Here is a 19,289-nt window from a genome sequence, read left to right on the forward strand (position 1 = left end):
TCGCCGCCATGGACGACAGGATGAGCAATGTCGATCCGAAGCTCCTGGAGCTTTTGGTCTGCCCCCTGACGAAGGGGCGTCTTTCCTATGATCGGGCCCGCAATGAACTCATTTCCGAAAGCGCGAGGCTTGCCTATCCGATCCGTGACGGGGTGCCGATCATGCTGATTTCCGAAGCGCGCAAGATAGAAGACTAGCCTTCCCGGTTTCCCCGCCTTCCCGCATTGCATGCCGCGAATTGACGAAGATGCGTTGACAACCATGCGTGGATTTGACCAGAGTCCCGCCCGACACGTCTGATGCGGGGAGAATACTGATGTCGTTGCGCGCGCTCGTCCGGATTTCGCTGGTTGCGGTCTCAACCGCCCTCATTTTTCCGCCAGCCATGGCGGCGGAGCCCTCCCGCAAGGTCGTTACCACCCAAAATGGCGACTATTTCGGCTTCGATCTCAGGACGGAACAGAATGTCTCGCTGGAGCAATGCGGTGAGATTTGTGTCGGCGATGCCGCCTGCAAGGCCTTTACCTACAATCCCAAGGTGAAATGGTGCTTCCTCAAATCGGATTTCAATCAGCTGAACGCCTTCCCGGGCGCCGTTGCGGGCAAGATCGTGGAAGTCGCCGCGGAAGCCGATATCGGCGCGCCGCAGCGCCTGTCCTTCGTCACTGACAGCCTGCAGCAGGAAGCGCGGCGGCTGAAATCCGGCCTTGCGGCCAGTGACGGCGAGGGCGGACAGGGCGTGCAAACGCTTGTGCAGACCGCGCGGCAGCAGGCAGCCGCAGGCAATATTCCCGATGCGGTGACCACCTATAAACAGGCGCTCGCGATTACACCTGACGACGGCGCGCTCTGGGCGGAACTGTCGGAAAAGGCGGCGCAGGTCACCGATAATTATTCGATTGCCGGGCAGGCCGCGTCTGCCGCCATCAATGCATATCAGCTGAGCCGCACGGTCAGCGCCCGCACCGAGGCCCTGAACCGGCTGGCGAAGGCTTTCGAACGAACCCAGAATTATCGCGCAGCACTCAATGCCTATAAGGAGAGCCTCGCGCTCACCGATGATGCGCAGACCAAGGCGACCTATGCCGACCTGCGCGCCCGTCAGGGTTTCCGCGTCATCAACAATACGGTGGATACGGACAGCGTCAGCCCGCGCGCCTGCGTGCAGTTTTCCGAGCCTCTGGTGAAGAATGGCGTCGATTATTCCTCCTTCATCACGCTGGATGGGGCAGCCCCCAAGGCCATCGAAGCGAAGGGCAGCGAGATTTGCGTCGAAGGCCTGACCCATGGCCAGCGTTACAAGATCGCGTTTCGCACCGGCCTGCCGTCTTCGGTGGACGAGCCGCTGGAAAAACAGGTCGATCTCGATATCTATGTGCGTGACCGCGCCGCCAGCGTGCGCTTCACCGGCGAAAATTTCGTACTGCCGGGCACGGCGCGCCGTGGCATTCCGATTGTCTCTGTCAATGCCGACAAGGCCGATCTGAAGCTCTATCGCGTCGGTGACCGCAACATCACCTCGCTTCTTTCAAACTCGCAGTTCCTGACGCAGATGGACGGCTACAATGCCGATCGTATCGAAAACGAGATCGGCGAACTCGTCTGGCAGGGCTCGATCGAGATCCAGCCCGATCTCAACAAGGATGTGGTGACGAGCTTCCCGGTGGATGAGGCGCTGCCGGAGCGCAAGCCCGGTATCTATGTGCTGACCGCCGTGCCGCCGGGCACCACGCCGGAAACCTGGGATTCGCGCGCCACGCAATGGTTCCTGGTGTCGGATACCGGCATCACCACCTATGCCGGAACCGACGGTCTCAATGTCTTTGTCCGGGCCCTTGGCAGCGCCAAGCCGCTTGCGGACGTGGATTTGCAGCTGCTCGCCAAGAACAACGAGGTGCTCGGCACCGCGAAGACCGATGCGGACGGCCGAGCGGTGTTTTCCGCCGGCCTGATGCGCGGCACCGCGGCGCAGGCGCCCGCAATCCTGACGGCGCGAAACGGCGACAAGGATTATGTTTTCCTCGACATGACACGCGCCGGCTTCGACCTCTCGGACCGCGGCGTGACGGGACGTGCAGCCCCCGGCGCCATCGATGTGTTCAGCTGGACCGAACGCGGCATCTACCGCGCCGGCGAGACCGTGCATGCTGCAGCGCTTGCCCGCGATGTCGACGGCAAGGCAATCGAGGATCTGCCGCTCACCTTCATCTTCTCGCGCCCTGATGGCGTCGAGGACCGCCGCTTCGTCAGCGATGGCAAGGCGCTGGGCGGCCATGCGGTCGATCTGCCGTTGCAGGCAAATGCCATGCGCGGCACCTGGACATTGCGCATCCATACCGACCCGAAAACGCCTGCGATCAGCGAAAAGAGCTTCCTCGTCGACGATTTCGTGCCTGACCGCACCGAGTTCGATCTTTCCAGCAAGGCAAAACAGATCGACCCTGACGCGGAAACGGCAATCGATGTCGATGGCCGCTATCTCTATGGCGCGCCTGCAGCCGGCCTGACGCTGGAAGGCGAAGTCGCCATCAAACCGACGCGCACCAGCGCCGATTTTGAAGGTTATTTCTTCGGTCTGGCCGATGAGGAAAGCGAAGAGGAAAACCGCACGACGCTTTCCGACCTGCCGGCGCTGGATGAAGAGGGCAAGGCGAGCTTTAATGTCGATCTCACCGATCTGCCTTCTAGCACGCAGCTTCTCTCCGCCAACATCACCGTGCGCATGCGCGAGGCCGGCGGCCGCGCCGTGGAACGCTCGTTGACGCTGCCCATCAAGGCGGAAGCCTCTGTCATAGGCATCAAGCCGCAGTTTTCCGGCGATCTCGCTCAGAATTCCGTCGGTCGTTTCCACATCATCGGCGTCAGCGCCGATGGCGCCAGACAAGCGATGAGCGGCCTCAACTGGAAGCTCATCAAGGTCGAGCGTAACTATCAATGGTATCGTCAGGGCAATTCCTGGCGTTATGAGCCGGTGGAATATACCAGGCAGCAGGAAGCGGGCACGCTTTCGGTCGATGCCAATGGCGGCGAGATTTCCGTGCCTGTCACCTGGGGCCGCTACCGGCTGGAAGTGGAGAGCGCGGGTAACGGCGCACCGGTTTCCAGCGTAGAGTTCGATGCCGGTTTTTATGTCGAGGCAAGCTCGACGGAAACGCCGGATGCGCTGGAAATCGCGCTCGACAAACAGAGCTACAAGATCGGCGATACGGCCAAACTCAAGGTTTCCTCACGTTTTGCCGGCGAACTGATGGTTACGTCCGGCTCGGAAAAGCTGATTGCCGTGCAGAATGCCGAGATCGGCGAGGATGGCGGCGAGATCGACATTCCCGTCACCGAGGAATGGGGTGCGGGCGCTTATGTCACCGCCACGCTGTTCCGACCCGGCGACGCGCAGGAAAGCCGCATGCCGATGCGCGCCATCGGTATCAAATGGCTTGCCGTCGATCCGGCCGAGCGCAAGCTTGCCGTCACACTCGGCGCACCGCAGAAGACGCTGCCGCGCCAGCCGCTTGAAATTCCGATCACGGTTGCCGGCGCTGGTGTCGGCGAAAAGGCCTATGCCATCGTTGCGGCCGTGGATGTCGGCATCCTGAACCTCACCCGCTATGAGCCGCCGAAACCGGATGAATGGTATTTCGGCCAGCGCCGGCTGGGGCTGGAAATCCGCGACCTCTATGGCCGACTGATCGACGGCTCGCTCGGCGCCACTGGCCGGCTGCGCACCGGCGGTGACGGCGGCGGGGCGGCCCTTCAGGGCAGCCCGCCCACCGAAAAGCTGGTGGCCTTCTTTGCCGGTCCGGTCGAACTCGACGCTAACGGCAAGGCGACGGTGAGCTTCGATATTCCGCAGTTCAACGGCACGGCGCGCATCATGGCGGTGGCCTGGACGAAAACGGGTGTGGGCCATGCGGTCTCCGATGCCGTCATCCGCGATCCTGTCGTGGTCACGGCCAGTGCACCGAAATTCCTCGCCCCCGGCGATGTCTCGCAATTGCGGCTCGATATCGCCAATACGGATGGTGAGGCCGGCGATTACCGGCTGGACGTGACCAGCAATACGGCCTTGACGGTTGATCAAGGCGAGATGTCGCAGACCCTTGCGCTGCAAAAGGGCGGAAAATCTTCGCTGACGGTTCCTTTAACGGGCGAACAGCCCGGCAATGGTGCAATCACCATTAAGGTGTCCAACGCCGCCGGTGTCTCGCTGGAGCAGGTCTTGAATATTCCCGTGCGTCCGGCTGTTCTGCCCGTCACGACGCGACGCGAAATCAAGATTGCGCCGAACAGCAGCCTGACGATCAATGGCGATCTTCTGGCCGACAGCATGCTGCTCGGCTCCTCCGTCGCGGTCAACGTCACGCGCTCGCCCGCTTTCGATATTCCGGCGCTGGTGATGATGCTGGACAAATATCCTTACGGCTGCGCCGAACAGACGACGAGCCGTGCCTTGCCGCTGCTTTATGTCTCGGAACTGACAAAGGACAGCGGCATGGCCGAAGACCCCGATACCCGCAAGCGGGTGCAGGAGGCGATCTACCGCGTGCTGTCCTTCCAGTCGAGTTCGGGCAGTTTCGGCCTCTGGTCCCCGGGTTACGGCGATCTGTGGCTGGACGCCTATATCAGCGACTTCCTGACCCGCGCCCGCGAACAGAATTACGATGTGCCCGAAGCGGCGATGGTGCAGGCGTTGAACAACCTGCAGAACGGTCTTTCCTATGACAGCAATGTCAAGGATCGCGGCAACGAGATCGCCTATTCGCTTTATGTGCTGGCGCGCAACCGCAAGGCGGCGATCAACGATCTCAGATATTACGCGGATACGGCGCTGGCCGATTTCCCGACGCCGCTGGCCAAGGCGCAGGTTGCCGCCGCCCTTTCGCTTTATGGCGATCAGGCCCGCTCGAAGACCGTGTTCGGCGCTTCGCTCGATATGGCAAGCCGCGCCACCAATGTCAGCCTTGCGCGGGCAGATTATGGCTCTGCGCTGCGCGACGGTGCGGCGACACTGGCGCTTGCGGCGGAAAGCCGGCCGGTTCCGGCCGTCGTGCCGCAGCTTGCCGGTGCGGTGGCGAAGGAATGGGAAAAGAAGCCCTATACCAGCACCCAGGAACAGGCATGGATGCTGCTGGCCGCCCGCGCCGTGAAAGGCGAGGACAAGGATATCCGTCTAGATGTGAACGGCGATTTGCAGACCGGTGGTTTCGGCAAGCGGATGAGCGGCGATGAGCTGCTTGCCGCACCGCTGAAGATCGCCAATGCGTCGGCCGATCCGGTCACGGCTGTTGTCACCACGGTGGCGCCGCCGGCACAGCCGCTTGCCGCTGGCGGCGAGGGCTTCACCATCACCCGCACCTATTATTCCATGGATGGCGAGGAGGTGAACCCGAGCGAGGTGACGCAAAACGAGCGTTATGTCGTGGTGCTGAACATCACGCCGCAGAATAACTGGCAGTCACGCATTCTGGTGACGGATCTCTTGCCCTCCGGTTTCGAAATCGACAATCCGAGCCTCGTCAACTCGGCCGAACTGTCGAATTTCGACTGGCTGCCGGAAACCGAGGCCGCGCATACGGAATTCCGTTACGACCGTTTTGTGGCGGCCTTCGACCGTTCGGCCGGTGACAGTTCGGAAATTGCGCTTGCCTATGTGGTCCGCGCCGTTACCCCCGGCACCTATGATCATCCGGCAGCCTCGGTCGAGGATATGTACCGGCCGCAATTTGCCGCCCGCACGGCAACCGGCCGCATGGAGGTGCGCTCGGCAACCCCATGAGCCGGAAAAGGGCAATCATCGCTGGCATCATGACGGCCGCGTTGCTTTTGGGCGGCGCGGCCTTCGGTCTCGATGCGCTGGACAAGGCCTATCCGCCGCCGCTGGACGCTGCGCGGCAACGATCCTTCGAGGTGCTGGATCGCGACGGCCGGCTGCTGCGCGCCTTTTCGACAGCGGATGGCCGCTGGCGGCTGAAAACAACGGCGGCCGAGGTTGACCCACAGTTCCTGCGCATGCTGGTGGCCTATGAGGACCAGCGCTTTTACGATCATCACGGCGTCGATCCCTGGGCGCTTTTGCGCTCCGCCTGGCAATTGGCCAGCAACGGCCGGATCGTCTCCGGCGCCTCGACGCTGTCCATGCAGGTGGCGCGACTGATCGAGCCGCGCGCCGACCGGTCGTTTTCGGCAAAATTACTGCAGGCCGTGCGTGCGCTCCAGATCGAAAGAAGGCTAAGCAAGGCTGATATCCTCGATCTCTATCTGAATATCGCGCCCTATGGCGGCAATCTCGAAGGCGTCAGAGCCGCAAGCCTCGCCTGGTTCGGCAAGGAGCCGGGCCGGCTCGACACGGCGGAGGCGGCCCTTCTGGTGGCGCTGCCGCAATTGCCGGAAAAGCGCCGCCCGGACCGTTTTCCGGCGGCGGCGAAGCAGGCGCGGGAGCGCGTCTTGCAACGGCTTGCCGTCGAGCGGGTGGTGGGTGAAGGGGAGGCGGAGCGGGCGGCGCTTGCGGATGTGCCCTCCAACCGGCGAGATCTTCCGTCCTATGCGCCGCATATGGCTGTTGCCGCGCGGACGAAGTTTCCGAATGTCGCTGAAGCGCGCTCGACGCTGAAGCTGTCGATCCAGCGGGAAATGGAAGCTGTCGCCCGCCACGCGGCGGAAAAGTTGGGGGAGAAGGTCTCCGTCGCCATCGTCTTGGCCGATGCGCAGACCGGGGATATTCTGGCGGAAGTCGGTTCGGCGGATTATCTCGATACGGCAAGACGTGGTTTCGTGGAGATGAGCCGGGCCGTTCGCTCGCCGGGTTCCACCCTCAAGCCGTTTATCTATGGTCTTGCCTTCGAAGACGGTCTTGTCGGGCAGGAAACCATCATCGAGGATCGCCCGGCCGACTTTTCCGGTTACCGGCCACGCAATTTCGACATGCATTATCAGGGTGATATCAGCATCAGGCAGGCGCTGCAACTGTCACTCAACGTGCCCGCCGTCAAGCTGCTCGATGCGGTCAGCCCATCGGCGCTGATGGTGCGGTTCCGGCGGGCGGGCGTCCGGCTCGTGCTTCCCGCCAATGAAGCGCCGGGGCTTGCCATCGCATTGGGAGGCGCCGGCATTTCTCTGGTCGATCTGGTGCAGCTTTATGCCGGGCTTGCCGGTGGCGGCGATCCCGTACGGCTCGGAGACGGCATCCGCTCGGCCCCGGAACGGCTGGATGGCGACCGGCTGTTTTCCGATGCGGCGATCTGGAATGTCTCGGATATCCTCTCCGGCGTGCTGCCGCCGCTCGGCATGAAGCAGCGTGGCATCGCCTACAAGACCGGCACCAGCTATGGTTATCGCGATGCCTGGTCGGTTGGGTATGACGGGCGGCACGTCATCGGTGTCTGGGTCGGCCGGGCCGATAATGGCGCGGTGCCGGGCATTGCCGGTTATGCGACGGCGGCCCCGATCCTGTTCGAGGCTTTCGCAAAATCCGGCGTGGCGATCACGCCGATGCCGGCCGCGCCCTCCGGTGTTGCGCGTGTCGCGGTGAGCGACCTTCCCGCCAACCAGCGGCGTTTCGCCACGACGGCCAGCGGCCTGCTTTCGGCGTCGAGACGGGAAAGCGCTCCCCGCATCGTTTACCCACCTGAGGGCGCGCGGGTGGAGCTTTCCGGCCAGTCGGGCATTTCACCGCTGGTGCTGAAGCTGCAGGGTGGACGGGCACCGTTCCGCTGGCTCGCCAATGGCCGGCCTCTGCCGGACGCTTCCCATCGCCGCAACAGCGAGTGGCGACCGGAAGGGCAGGGGTTTTCCACCCTCACGGTGATCGATGCCGATGGCCGCGCTTCGAGCGTGCGGGTTTTCGTCGAGTGAGTTTCTGCGGCATGCCGACGCCGCTTTCATCGGCTCTTCCCCAAAAGGAACATGGAGCATTTCGAGAAGAAGTGGCTCCCGGTTTTCCGTCCGGAAATGCGATAACGCTCTAGTCGCCCGGTGCGGCCCGCGAAGCCGTAGGCATCCGGGTCCTGGCAATCCTTCGCCCATCTTCCGGGTGGATAATGGCCCCAGGTCTGCGAATAGAATTTTGGAAATTTTATTGCTGTATAAAAATTCTGCAATTTTTGTTGCGAATCCTGTTTCATCCCGTTATGTTGAAACTGCAGCCGGAAAATGCCGGCCGCATGGGAGAGACGAGCGCGGCACTCAAGCTGCGCGCAAACAGTGCTGCCGTTTCGGCTGATCGAAAGGACATGACCTCGCTTGAGGCGGATTGTGCTGCTGCATCCGTCAAGGCGAAGTCATGCCCTGGAGATGGCCGGCAGCCCCGGTTTGCGTGGTCGCACACATTCGTACGTGCGGGGAAAAGAGGAGGAGAAAATCTCGTGATCAAGAAAATCGCAGTCACAACCGCATTCTGCGCCCTGATGGCAAGCGCCGCCCATGCCGAGAAGATCGGTGTGGCAATGTCGCTCTTCGATGATAACTACCTGACCGTGTTGCGTCACAATATCCAGCGCCACGCCAAGGACCTCGGCGTCGAAGTCCAGATGGAAGATGCGCAGGGCGATATTGCCCGGCAGCAGTCGCAGATCGAAAATTTCGTTGCCGCCGGTGTCGACGGTATCATCACCATGCTGGTGGATGCGGATTCCGGCAAGGCCATGTCGAAGATCGCCGATCAGGCGGGCATTCCGCTGGTTTTTGTGAACATGCTGCCGGCCAATATGGAAAAATTCCCGGAAAAGCAGGCATGGGTCGGCTCCAATGAGGAGCAGGCCGGTGAATTGCAGGCGACCGAGGTCTGCAAGCTTGCCGCCGGCAAGGGCGATGCCGTCATTCTCATGGGCCAGCTCGGCACCACCGGTCAGCGTGGCCGCACCGCGGCAGCCGAACGTGTCCTCAAAAGCGATGCCTGCAAAAACATCAAGCTGCTGGACGCGCAGACCGCTAACTGGATGCGCACCCCGGCCATGGACCTGATGACCAACTGGATCACATCGGGAATGAAACCGACCATCGTGCTTGGAAACAATGACGAGATGGCGCTCGGCGCGATCCAGGCGCTGAAATCCTCCGGTGTCGGCATGAAGGATGTCATTGTCGCGGGTGTTGACGCAACGCAGGACGCGCTGGCGGCCATGGAAGCGGGCGACCTCGACGTCACGGTCTACCAGTCCGCCAAGGGGCAGGGCGAAGGCTCTCTCGAGACCGTCCTCAAAATCGCGCGTGGCGAAAAATTCGAGCAGAAGGTGGACGTGCCCTTCGAGCTCGTTACCCCCGCCAATGTCGCTCAATACAAGTCCAGCAACTGATTTGCGGCTGGCGGCCGGGGCCTTGTCCCGGTCGCCGGCGCTGCAAATCATGGCCCGGCCGGCGGCCGGATAAAGGACGGGTGAGATATGATTTCCACGACCACCTTAGAGGCGATCGAGCGCTTCAAGCAGACCATCGGACCTTATCTTCTCGAAATCGAGGGGGTGCGGAAGGAATTTCCGGGAGTCGTTGCGCTGGATGATGTGCAGTTCCGCCTGCGCCCCGGTTCCGTGCATGCGCTGATGGGCGAAAATGGCGCCGGCAAGTCGACGCTCATGAAGATCATCGCCGGGATTTACAGCCCGGATGCCGGCACTGTCAGGCTGCGGGGAGAAGGATGTCCGTCTCAAAAGCCCGCGCGATGCGCTGGAGCGCGGCATCGCCATGATCCATCAGGAACTGGCGCTGATGGACTGGATGACCGTGGCGGAGAACATCTGGATCCGCCGCGAGCCGAAAAACCGTCTGGGCCTGATAGACCATGCAAAAATGCTTGCCGATACGCAGGCGCTGTTTAACCAGCTGAAGATCAATATCGATCCGGCGGCGGAGGTCAGCACGCTGACGGTGGCGCAGCGGCAGATGGTCGAAATCGCCAAGGCCGTCAGTTACCAGTCCAGCGTGCTGATCATGGATGAGCCGACATCGGCCCTGACGGAATCAGAGGTCGCGCATCTCTTCGATATCATCCGCGACCTGCGGTCCCGCAATATCGGCATCGTCTACATCACCCACAAGATGAACGAGCTGTTCGAGATCGCCGACGAGTTTTCGGTGTTCCGCGACGGGCGATATGTCGGAACCCATGCGAGCAGCGATGTCACGCGCGATGACATCATCAGAATGATGGTCGGACGCGAGATCACCAACATGTTTCCCAAGCAGGAGGCATCGATCGGCGACGTGGTTCTCGAGGTCCGTGATCTCGGCTTGTCCGGCGTTTTCCGCGGTATTTCCTTCGATCTGCATCGCGGCGAAATCCTCGGCCTTGCGGGGCTGGTAGGCTCAGGCCGTTCCAACGTCGCCGAGGCGATTTTCGGGGTGGCGCCGGCAAGCGAGGGGGAAATTCGCATCAACGGCGCTCCGGTCACGATCCGTTCGCCGACGGATGCGATGCGCGAGGGCATGGCGCTGCTGACCGAAGACCGCAAGGCAACCGGCTGTTTTCTGCCGCTCTCTATTCTCGAAAACATGCAGATCGCAGCCCTCCGGAATGGCCACGTAACGATGGGTTGTGTCGATGAGCGCGGGCTGACGGTTCTGTGCAATGACATGAAGAAGGCGCTGCGCATCAAGACGCCCGATCTCGAGGAGCGTATCGAAAACCTGTCCGGCGGCAACCAGCAGAAGGTGCTGATCGCCCGCTGGCTTTTGACGAAACCTGCGATCCTTATTCTGGATGAGCCGACACGCGGCATCGATGTGGGCGCCAAGGCGGAAATCCACCGGCTGATTTCCAATCTGGCGAAGGAGGGCGTCGCCGTCATCATGATCTCTTCGGAGCTGCCGGAGGTCCTCGGCATGTCGGACCGGATCCTCGTGATGCATGAGGGGCACATGACCGGGATTCTCGACCGTGCCGAAGCGGACCAAGTCAAAATCATGGAACTGGCGGCCCGCTAGGCCGCAACGGCGGAAACGCCGGGGAGGGAAAAATTATGGATAGCGTACAGACCGAGCCGGTCGAAACGAAAAGACGAAAGCTGCCGCAGGAGCTGAACATTCTGACCGTGCTGATCGGCGTCGCCCTGGTCTTCGAACTGCTTGGATGGTTCGTGCAGGGGCAGAGTTTTCTAGCGAGCCCGCAGCGCCTGACAATCATGATCCTGCAGGTCTCCGTCGTCGGCATCATCGCCGTCGGCGTCACCCAGGTCATCATCACCGGCGGCATCGATCTCAGTTCGGGGTCGGTGGTGGCGATGACGGCCATGATCGCCATGAGTTTCGCCCAGAGCAGCGATTTTGCCAGAGCGATCTATCCGGCGCTGACCGATATGCCCGTGGTGGTGCCGCTGGCCGTCGGCCTCGGTCTCGGCCTGATCGCCGGCATCGTCAACGGCACGCTCATCGCGGTCACGGGAATACCGCCCTTCATCGCCACGCTCGGCATGATGGTCACCGCACGCGGCATCGCCAAGTGGTATACGAAGGGCCAGCCGATCTCCTTTCCGACCGAAAGCTTCGCCTCGATCGGCTCGGGCGCATGGCCGGTCGTCATTTTCCTGCTTGTCGCCGTCACCTTCCACATTGCCCTGCGTTATACACGCTATGGCAAGTTCACCTATGCGATCGGCGCGAACATGCAGGCGGCCCGGGTGTCCGGCATCAATGTCCAGCTGCATCTGGTCAAGGTCTATGCCATTGCCGGCCTGCTCGCAGGCCTCGCCGGCATTGTCACCGCCGCCCGCGCGGAAACGGCGCAGGCCGGCATGGGCATGATGTACGAACTGGACGCCATCGCCGCGGCGGTCATCGGCGGTACTTCGCTCTCGGGCGGCCGGGGCCGCATTTTCGGCACCGTCATCGGCACGGTGATCCTCGGCCTGATGATGTCCGGCTTCACATTCCTGCGCGTGGATGCTTATTATCAGGAGATCGTCAAGGGACTGATCATCGTCAGCGCGGTCGTTGCTGATGTCTACCGTCAAAAAGCCCGGCTCCGGAAGGGCTGATATCCATGCGCGCGGTGCCCCGAAGGGGGTGCCGGCGGCGATGCCGAGGAGATGTACTTGAACCTTTTCAACTCTCCTCTGGAATTGGGCGTCACCGTGCTCGCCGTCGTGCTGGTCGGGCTTTCCAAGGGCGGGCTCGGCGGCATGAGCCTGCTCGGTGTGCCGCTGATGGCGTTGGTGATGTCGCCGGTTACGGCGGCCGCCATCCTGCTGCCCATTCTGGTGGTCATGGACATGGTCGGCGTGGCGGCCTGGCGCAACTGGGTCGACTGGCGGATCATGCGACAGCTTCTGCCGGCGGCCGTCGTCGGCATCGGGCTCGGATGGATGACCGCCGAGATCACCTCGGATGCCGTGGTGCGCCTGATCGTCGGCCTTGTCTCGGCCGTGTTCGTGCTGCGCGTCGTGCTTTCAAGGGGCGTCCTGGTGACGGTTGCGAAGGAGCGGCCGATGGCGGGACGCTTCTGGAGCCTGCTTGCGGGTTACACCAGCTTTGTCGCCCATGCCGGCGCGCCGCCGCTGCAGGTCTATCTGCTGCCGCTTCGTATGGACCCGAAGGTTTTCACCGGCACCAATGTGATGTTCTTTGCCATCACCAATGTGCTGAAACTCGTGCCCTATGCGGCTCTCGGCGGTTTCGGCGCGCAAAATCTCGGCCGCGCCGCCCTGATGGTGCCGTTGGCTATCGTCTCCACATGGCTCGGCGCCTGGACGGTGCGCCACATGCGCGCCTCGATCTTTTATCCGCTGACCTATGTGTCCGTGGCGCTGGTGGCGGTGAAGCTGATCTGGGACGGCGTGACAGGGCTTTGAGTGTGGGTGCCTAGAGGCCGGTCACCGTCGGAATGCGCGGCGCTGTTTCGTTCTTCTGAACACGCGCGGCAACGGCGACGGCCAGAGCCTGCGCAAGGCACATCGGCGCGGCCAGAGACCGGGAAAAGCTGTAATCGTGCTCGGGGACCGAAAACAGGACCTTTGCCGATTTTGCCAGCGGCGACAGGGTACTGTCGGATATCGCTACGGTCGGCACACCGATCTTTTCCGCCTCCTCGACGATATTCACCACTTCCGTCGCGTAAAATCGGAACGACACCGCGATCAGCACGTCACCGGTCTTCATCGTCCGCGCCATATGGGTGGCGAGCCCGCCACCCGGATCGAGAAGGATACATTGCTTGCCGAGCATGGTGAGAATGTAACGCAGCAGTTCCGCCACCGGTGCGGAGCGCAGCTGGCCGACGAGATAGACGGTGCCGGCGGCCTCGATCAGATCGGCGGCGGTGCCGAGCTGCTCGGCGCTGATGCGTTCGAGCAGGTCCTGTAGCGAGGCGATATCCCTGACGACAAGATCGTGAAGGAAACCATATTCCGAACGGTCCTCGCGGCTTTGCAATTCATCGTCGAGCGCGCGCACGCGTGCCTCGAAACCTGGAGCCGCCGTCGCCAGCCGTTTCTGGAACAGCGCCTGCAGCTCCTTGAAACCCTTGTAGCCCAGCGACTGCGCAAACCGCACGAAACTGGAGGCGTGGATATTGTGCCGCTCGGCAATGGTATTGACCGAATGCACGGCGACTTCATTGGGGTTCTGCGTCAGATAGACGGAGATCCGCTGATAGGTCTTGCTCATCTGATCATGACGATCATGGATGAGGCGGATCAGTTCTTCGTAATCTTTCGGAGGGTCGACGGGCTGCGGTTGTTGCTTCATGGCATGATCTTGCAATATTTATTGCGGTTTTCCAAGTGGCATGAAGGTCCGCAGCCCGCCGCTTAATCCGGGATTTCAGGCAGCGACATCCATCCATTGCCGTGCCGATGACGAGCGCTGGATCGTCTCGACCAGCCGCTGGATGCGCAGGCCGGCAGCGAAGCCGAAAGGCTCTGGTGTCTGTCCCGCGATTGCCCGAAGATAACCTTCGATTTCGATGGCTTTCAGGTCGTTGAATCCGAGCTGATGGCCGGGTGCGACGCAGAAGCGGCCATAGGGCACGTGATCGGGCGAAGCCTCGATCCGGCGGAAGCCGCGGCGGCCGGCCGGGTCGGCGGCCGAATAGAAATGCAGCTCGTTGAAGCGCTCCTGCGTGAAATAAAGCGCACCCTTGTCGCCATAGATTTCGAAATCATGCTGCATCTTGCGGCCGGTGGCGATCCAGTTGCCTTCGACCGAGCCCTGCGCGCCATTGGCGAAACGCAGGAAGGCGCGGCCCACATCGTCCACTTCCACCTTGCGTTTGCCGCCCCTGCCATCCGGCCGCTCGGCAATCAGCGTCACGCAATCGCCCATCACCTGGGTTATCGGGCCGAGCAGGAATTCAGCTGTCGCAAGCGCGTGGGAGCCGATATCGGCAAGCGCGCCGCCGCCGGCCGGATCGTGGCGGAAGGTGAAGGCGCCTGCGGCGTCGGCCATGTAGTCCTCGGCGTGCAGGCCACGATAACCGCGTATCTTGCCGAGTTCGCCTGCGGCCACCATTTCCCGTGCCAGCCGCAGCATGGGATTGCAGAGATAGTTGAAGCCCACCTGCGTTTTGACGCCGCGCGCAGCCGCGGCTGCGGCCATCTCGCCGGCATCCGCGGCAAGCGGCGCCAGCGGCTTTTCGCAATAGACATGTTTGCCGGCGGCAATGGCGGCAAGCGCCATCTCCTTGTGCAGGGCGTTTGGCGCGGTGATGTCGACGAGGTCGATATCCGGATCGGCGATGATGCTGCGCCAGTCCGCCGTGGAATGGGCAAAGCCGAAATCCGCAGCTGCCCGTGCGGCTGCGTCTTCGGTGATGTCGGCAACGGTATGCAGTTCGATCCGGTAGGGAAGGTCGAAGACCTTCTGGGCGGAGGCGAAACCGAAGACATGGGCCTTGCCCATGAAGCCGGTGCCGATGAGGCCGACGCGGAGAACGGGTTTTTCAGACATGAGCAAATTCCGGATTGACGATGAGGCCGGGATCGATCGTCCCTTTCAGGTAATTGACGGCGTTCTGGATGGACGCGATGGCCATCCTCTCCCCGCATTCCGCCGTAAGCCCGGCAATATGCGGCGACAGGACGGTATTGAACTGCGATAGCAGCGGCGAGGAGCTTTCCGGCGGCTCGTCATCGAAGACGTCAAGCCCGGCGGCGCCGACATGACCCGAGGCGAGCGCTTCGCTGAGCGCCTTTTCACAGACAACGCCGCCGCGCGCCGTATTGGACAGAACGACGCCGCGTTTCATCAGGGCGATTTCGGCGGCCCCGATGGCCGGGTTTGGTCCTTTGGGAATATGCACGGAAATATAATCGGCCCAGGGCAGGCCTTCTTCCAGTGATACGGGTCTTGTCGGTCCCTCGGGCCATCCCGCTTGCAGGAGATAGGGGTCGTAGGCGCGGATATGCATGCCGAAACCCGACGCCATTCTGGCAAGATGCCGCCCGATCCGGCCATAACCGAGGATCAGGAGGTTCTTGCCGGATATTTCCTGCTGTTCCAGCCTGTTTCGCCAACTCCACTCTCCCGCTTCACGGACCGCGCGGTCGGCGAGTATGGCCCGCTTTGCCGCCGCCAGCAGCAGCATCATCGCATGTTCGGCAACGGAGACGGAATTGACGTCGCCGACGATGGTGAGCGCGATGTTGCGGCGGTTGAGTTCGGCAAGATCGACGCTATCGTAACCCACCCCATGGCGGGATACCACTTTCAGCCGTCCGGCCCTGGCAATGGTGGCGGCCGAGAGCGGTTGCGTGCGGATGACGATAGCATCCGCCTCCTCGATGAAGGGCGCATAGGAGGCTTCGGAAACATCCTCGATATAGCGGACGGAGAAGCCGAGGGACGGCAGATCGCGCAGCATCGCTTCGCCGGAAGGATGAAGTTTTCCGGCCACGAGAAGGTTCGGCATTCAATACCCCCCTTTTCCATCGGTTTTTTTGGCGGTCTTTTCCACCAGCCTGCGCCAGGTCGCGGTCGATTCCGTCGCTGCGGCGGCGAGAAGCCGTGAATCGCCGGATACGGTCGTCATGTCGAAGCCCCATTCCACCGCACGGGCTGCGTAATCCGCCGTGCCGCAATGGAGGGCCGCCTTGATGCCGTTGCGGTGGCAGGCGTCGAGGATGCGCTTGATGGCGTCGATGACTTCAGGCTCTTCCCGGTCGAAGGCGGGTGTCAATTGCCCTTTCGAAAGCGAGAAACTGAGATCGGCGGGGCCGACATAAATCCCGTCGAGGCCGGGGGTGGAGGCGATCTCCTCGAGATTGTCCATGGCCTCCGCCGTCTCGATCATCGCAAAGGCGAGGATCTCGTCATTGGCTTCCGCGGCATAATTGCCGCCGGCGGCGTAAATGGCGCGGGTGGGGCCGAAGCTGCGCTCCCCGAGCGGCGGGTAGCGCATGTAACGAACAAATTGCTCGGCTTGCGCCCGGTTGTTGATCATCGGGCAGATGATGCCATAGGCGCCCGCATCCAGAACCTTCGATATCCACGCCGCATCGAGCCATGGCACCCGCGCCATCAGCACCTTGTTGGAGGCGCGCATCGCCTGGAACATGCCAAGCACATCCTTGTAATCGACTGCGCCGTGCTGGATGTCGATGGAGATGGCGTCGTAATCCTGCGCCGCCATGATTTCGGCGCTGAACGGGCTGGCAATCGACAGCCAGCCATGCAGCACCGGACGCCCCTCGGCCCAGATTTCCTTCAATTTGTTTTTCCGCATGGGATTCTCCTGCAAGAATGTCTGTCGCTAGAGCACGTAAACGGAATCGTCGGATGTGCTCTAGACCTTTGTTTTTCCGCATTTTCCGGACGTAAAACCGCTGCGCACTTTTACTGGAAATGCTCTAAAAGACGATCTGGGCGAGTTTGGTTTCGAGATAATCGCTTATCCCTTCTATACCGCCCTCGCGCCCCATGCCGGAATGGTTGGTGCCGCCGAAAGGCGCTTCGGATGCGGCGAGCGCGAAACTGTTGATGCCGACCATGCCGGATTTCAGTGCCGCTACCGTTCGCCGTGCCCTGTCCGGGGACCGGGTGAAGGCATAGGCGGAAAGGCCCATGTCGGAGGCGTTGGCCCGCTCCAGAACCTCGTCCTCGGTGCTGAAACGGGTGATTGCGGCAATCGGACCGAAATTTTCTTCGGCAAAAACCTTCATCTTATCCGTCACGCCGGTCAGCACGGTGGGTTCGAAAAAGAAGCCGTGGTTCAGGTGCGTTGGGCGCTTGCCGCCATGGGCGATTTTTGCGCCGGCGCGCACGGCGTCGGCGACCACGGCCTCGATCTCTTCAAGACGACCGCCATTGATGAGCGGACCCATGCCGGTATCGGGATCAAGCCCGTCACCGAGCCTGATTTTCGCCGCGCGGGCCACGAAACCGTCGACGAATGCGTCGTGCAGGCTATCGTGAACGAAGATGCGATCCGGCGTCACGCAGACCTGGCCGCAATTGGCGAATTTGGTCGGCACGGCAAGATCGAGCGCATTGTCGAGATCCGCATCGTCATAAATGATGAGGGGCGCATTGCCGCCCAGTTCCATCGACACCTTCTTCACGGTCTCAGCGGCGTCACGGATCATTTGTTGGCCGACCCGGGTGGAGCCCGTCAGCGAGACCTTGCGCACGCGCTTGTCCGCCATGATCGGACCATAGGTATCGGCGGTCGAGCCGACAACCAGATTGACGGCGCCATCGGGAAGACCGGCTGCTCTCAGGCAATCGATCATGACCATGGCGACGCCCGGTGTCTGGGATGAGGGGCGCAGAACGACGGGGCAGCCGGCGGCGAGCGCCGGGGCGAGCTTACGCGCCGGAAGCGCGGCCGGGAAATTCCAGGCGGTGAAAGCGCCGACGATGCCGACGGCTTCGCGGGTTACCTCAAACCGGCCGCCGGGCACCCGGCTGTCGACGATGCGGCCATAGATGCGGCGCGCTTCTTCGGCAAACCAGCGGAACTGGTCGCAGGAAAGCGTCCATTCGCGGCCCGCCTGGGCAATCGGTTTGCCGGTCTCCAGCGAGATCATTCTTGCACCCTCATCGGCGCGGTGCAACATTTCGTCGGCGGCCCGATGCAGCGCCTCGGCGCGTGCAAAGCCGCCCATGGCGCGCAGCTTCGGAAGGGCCGCCGCCGCCGCATCAATCGCATCACGGGTCTCGCGGGCGGTGGCAAGCGTCACCTCGCCAAGAATTGCGCCGCTGACCGGAGAAACAACTTCGCCCGTCGCGGCGCCGGCAAGCCAGCGACCGTTTATGAAAAGTCCAAAATTCGCGTACATGGCTTACCCGATCTCGCTTGTGTTGACGGTGCGCCCTTCCGCGGCGGAACGGATTGCCGCTTCGGCGAGAAGCAATGCCAGGCGGCCGTCTTCAAAGCCCACTTCCGGCGCCTTGTCCTGTTCCACCGCATCGACAAAGGCGCTGATTTCCGCTGCGAAGGCATCGGCATAACGGTCGATGAAGAAGTTCATCAGCGGTGCTGCCCGGTCGGTGCCGCTTTCCGTGTGGAGACGCAGGTGATTGAGCGTCCGGTTTTCGGAAATCGCCATGCCGGCACTTCCGAAGGCCTCCACCCGCTGGTCATAGCCATAAACCGCGCGCCGCGAATTGCTGATCGTGCATTGTTTGCCTGAAGCGGTCTTCAGCACCACGGTGACGGTGTCGTAGTCACCGCACTTCTCCATCAGCGCCGGGTCGACCAGCCGCGAACCGGTGGCCGAGACTTGCACGATCTCCTCACCCAGAATGAAGCGGGCCATGTCGAAATCATGGATCGTCATGTCGCGGAAAATTCCGCCCGACATTTCGATATAGGCGGCGGGCGCCATGCCCGGATCGCGCGAGGTGATGACGGCCTGATGCAATTCGCCTATCGTTCCGTTCTCGACCGCCTCGCGCACGGCGCGATGTCCGCTGTCGAAACGTCTGACGAAGCCGAGCATGATCGGCACCTTGCTGCCGGCAATTTTTGTTGCGCAGGCATTGACGCGGTCGAGGGAGAGATCGATGGGCTTCTCGCAAAGGACGGGTTTTCCCGCCGCAACCGCCTTCTCCAGCAGATCCGCATGGGTGGGCGTCGAGGTGGCGATCAGTACGGCGTCGACCGCAGGCGAAGCGAAGACCGCTTCCGCCGACTCGAACCTCGTTACATCAAGCTTTTCGGCGATTTCTTTCGCCGAGGGCTCGTATACATCAAAGACACCAGCCAGTGTCGCCCGTGGATGGGCGACGATGTTTTCCGCATGCATGCGGCCGATACGGCCCACGCCAAGCACTGCAATTCTCAGCATTGAAATTTTCCTCCCGAGGTATTTGGCAATAATCATTGCAAAGTGTTGAATTTGTCAATATGCATTCCAAAAACATATCAA

General features: G+C 61.9%; 12 protein-coding genes and 1 pseudogene. 7 read left to right on the top strand and 6 right to left on the bottom strand.

Annotated elements, in window-relative coordinates; genetic code table 11:
* Positions 1-8 precede the first annotated feature (8 nt).
* The 7 genes and pseudogenes from N5D22_RS01565 to N5D22_RS01595 all read left to right on the top strand — a co-directional run bounded on the left by N5D22_RS01565 (position 9) and on the right by N5D22_RS01595 (position 12,773).
* Positions 9-197 (top strand): Trm112 family protein, encoded by a 189-nt coding sequence (locus tag N5D22_RS01565; RefSeq protein ID WP_003497541.1) that lies wholly within the window; start codon positions 9-11, stop codon positions 195-197.
* 119 nt (positions 198-316) lie between these two features.
* A complete protein-coding gene (locus N5D22_RS01570; protein WP_279655782.1) occupies positions 317-5,773 on the top strand; it encodes an alpha-2-macroglobulin family protein in 5,457 nt (1,818 codons plus the stop codon).
* Positions 5,770-7,848, top strand: a complete 2,079-nt coding sequence (gene pbpC / locus N5D22_RS01575; RefSeq protein ID WP_279655783.1) for a penicillin-binding protein 1C — start codon at positions 5,770-5,772, stop codon at positions 7,846-7,848. The genes N5D22_RS01570 and pbpC overlap by 4 nt, the downstream gene beginning before the upstream one ends.
* 512 nt (positions 7,849-8,360) lie before the next feature.
* Positions 8,361-9,287, top strand: coding sequence for a substrate-binding domain-containing protein (locus N5D22_RS01580; RefSeq protein ID WP_279655859.1), 927 nt, complete (start codon positions 8,361-8,363; stop codon positions 9,285-9,287).
* Between the two features lie 87 nt (positions 9,288-9,374).
* Positions 9,375-10,911: pseudogene (locus tag N5D22_RS01585) on the top strand (sugar ABC transporter ATP-binding protein).
* Positions 10,912-10,946: 35 nt separating this feature from the next.
* The gene (locus N5D22_RS01590; RefSeq protein WP_279655784.1) at positions 10,947-11,960 is read left to right on the top strand and encodes an ABC transporter permease; all 1,014 of its coding nucleotides are present in this window, start codon (positions 10,947-10,949) and stop codon (positions 11,958-11,960) included.
* A gap of 57 nt (positions 11,961-12,017) precedes the next feature.
* Positions 12,018-12,773, top strand: a complete 756-nt coding sequence (locus N5D22_RS01595; protein WP_279655785.1) for a sulfite exporter TauE/SafE family protein — start codon at positions 12,018-12,020, stop codon at positions 12,771-12,773.
* A gap of 10 nt (positions 12,774-12,783) precedes the next feature.
* On the opposite strand, the gene N5D22_RS01600 is transcribed toward N5D22_RS01595, so the two are convergent.
* The 6 genes from N5D22_RS01600 to iolG all read right to left on the bottom strand — a co-directional run bounded on the left by N5D22_RS01600 (position 12,784) and on the right by iolG (position 19,208).
* Positions 12,784-13,668: a MurR/RpiR family transcriptional regulator gene (locus N5D22_RS01600; protein WP_080819437.1), complete on the bottom strand. Its 885-nt coding sequence runs from the start codon at positions 13,666-13,668 to the stop codon at positions 12,784-12,786.
* A gap of 75 nt (positions 13,669-13,743) precedes the next feature.
* Entirely contained in the window at positions 13,744-14,868 is a 1,125-nt protein-coding gene (locus N5D22_RS01605) for a Gfo/Idh/MocA family oxidoreductase (RefSeq protein WP_279655786.1), read from the bottom strand.
* Positions 14,861-15,829, bottom strand: coding sequence for a hydroxyacid dehydrogenase (locus N5D22_RS01610; protein WP_279655787.1), 969 nt, complete (start codon positions 15,827-15,829; stop codon positions 14,861-14,863). Before N5D22_RS01610 ends, N5D22_RS01605 begins: the two co-directional genes overlap by 8 nt.
* On the bottom strand, positions 15,830-16,642 hold the full coding sequence (locus N5D22_RS01615; RefSeq protein ID WP_279655788.1) for an aldolase/citrate lyase family protein: 813 nt from the start codon (positions 16,640-16,642) through the stop codon (positions 15,830-15,832).
* A 124-nt stretch (positions 16,643-16,766) separates the two neighbouring features.
* Entirely contained in the window at positions 16,767-18,197 is a 1,431-nt protein-coding gene (locus N5D22_RS01620; protein ID WP_279655789.1) for an NAD-dependent succinate-semialdehyde dehydrogenase, read from the bottom strand.
* 3 nt (positions 18,198-18,200) lie between these two features.
* Entirely contained in the window at positions 18,201-19,208 is a 1,008-nt protein-coding gene (gene iolG / locus N5D22_RS01625; protein ID WP_279655790.1) for an inositol 2-dehydrogenase, read from the bottom strand.
* Positions 19,209-19,289 lie beyond the last annotated feature (81 nt).

This window comes from Agrobacterium sp. GD03872, assembly GCF_029840625.1.
GTDB lineage: Bacteria > Pseudomonadota > Alphaproteobacteria > Rhizobiales > Rhizobiaceae > Agrobacterium > Agrobacterium fabrum_A.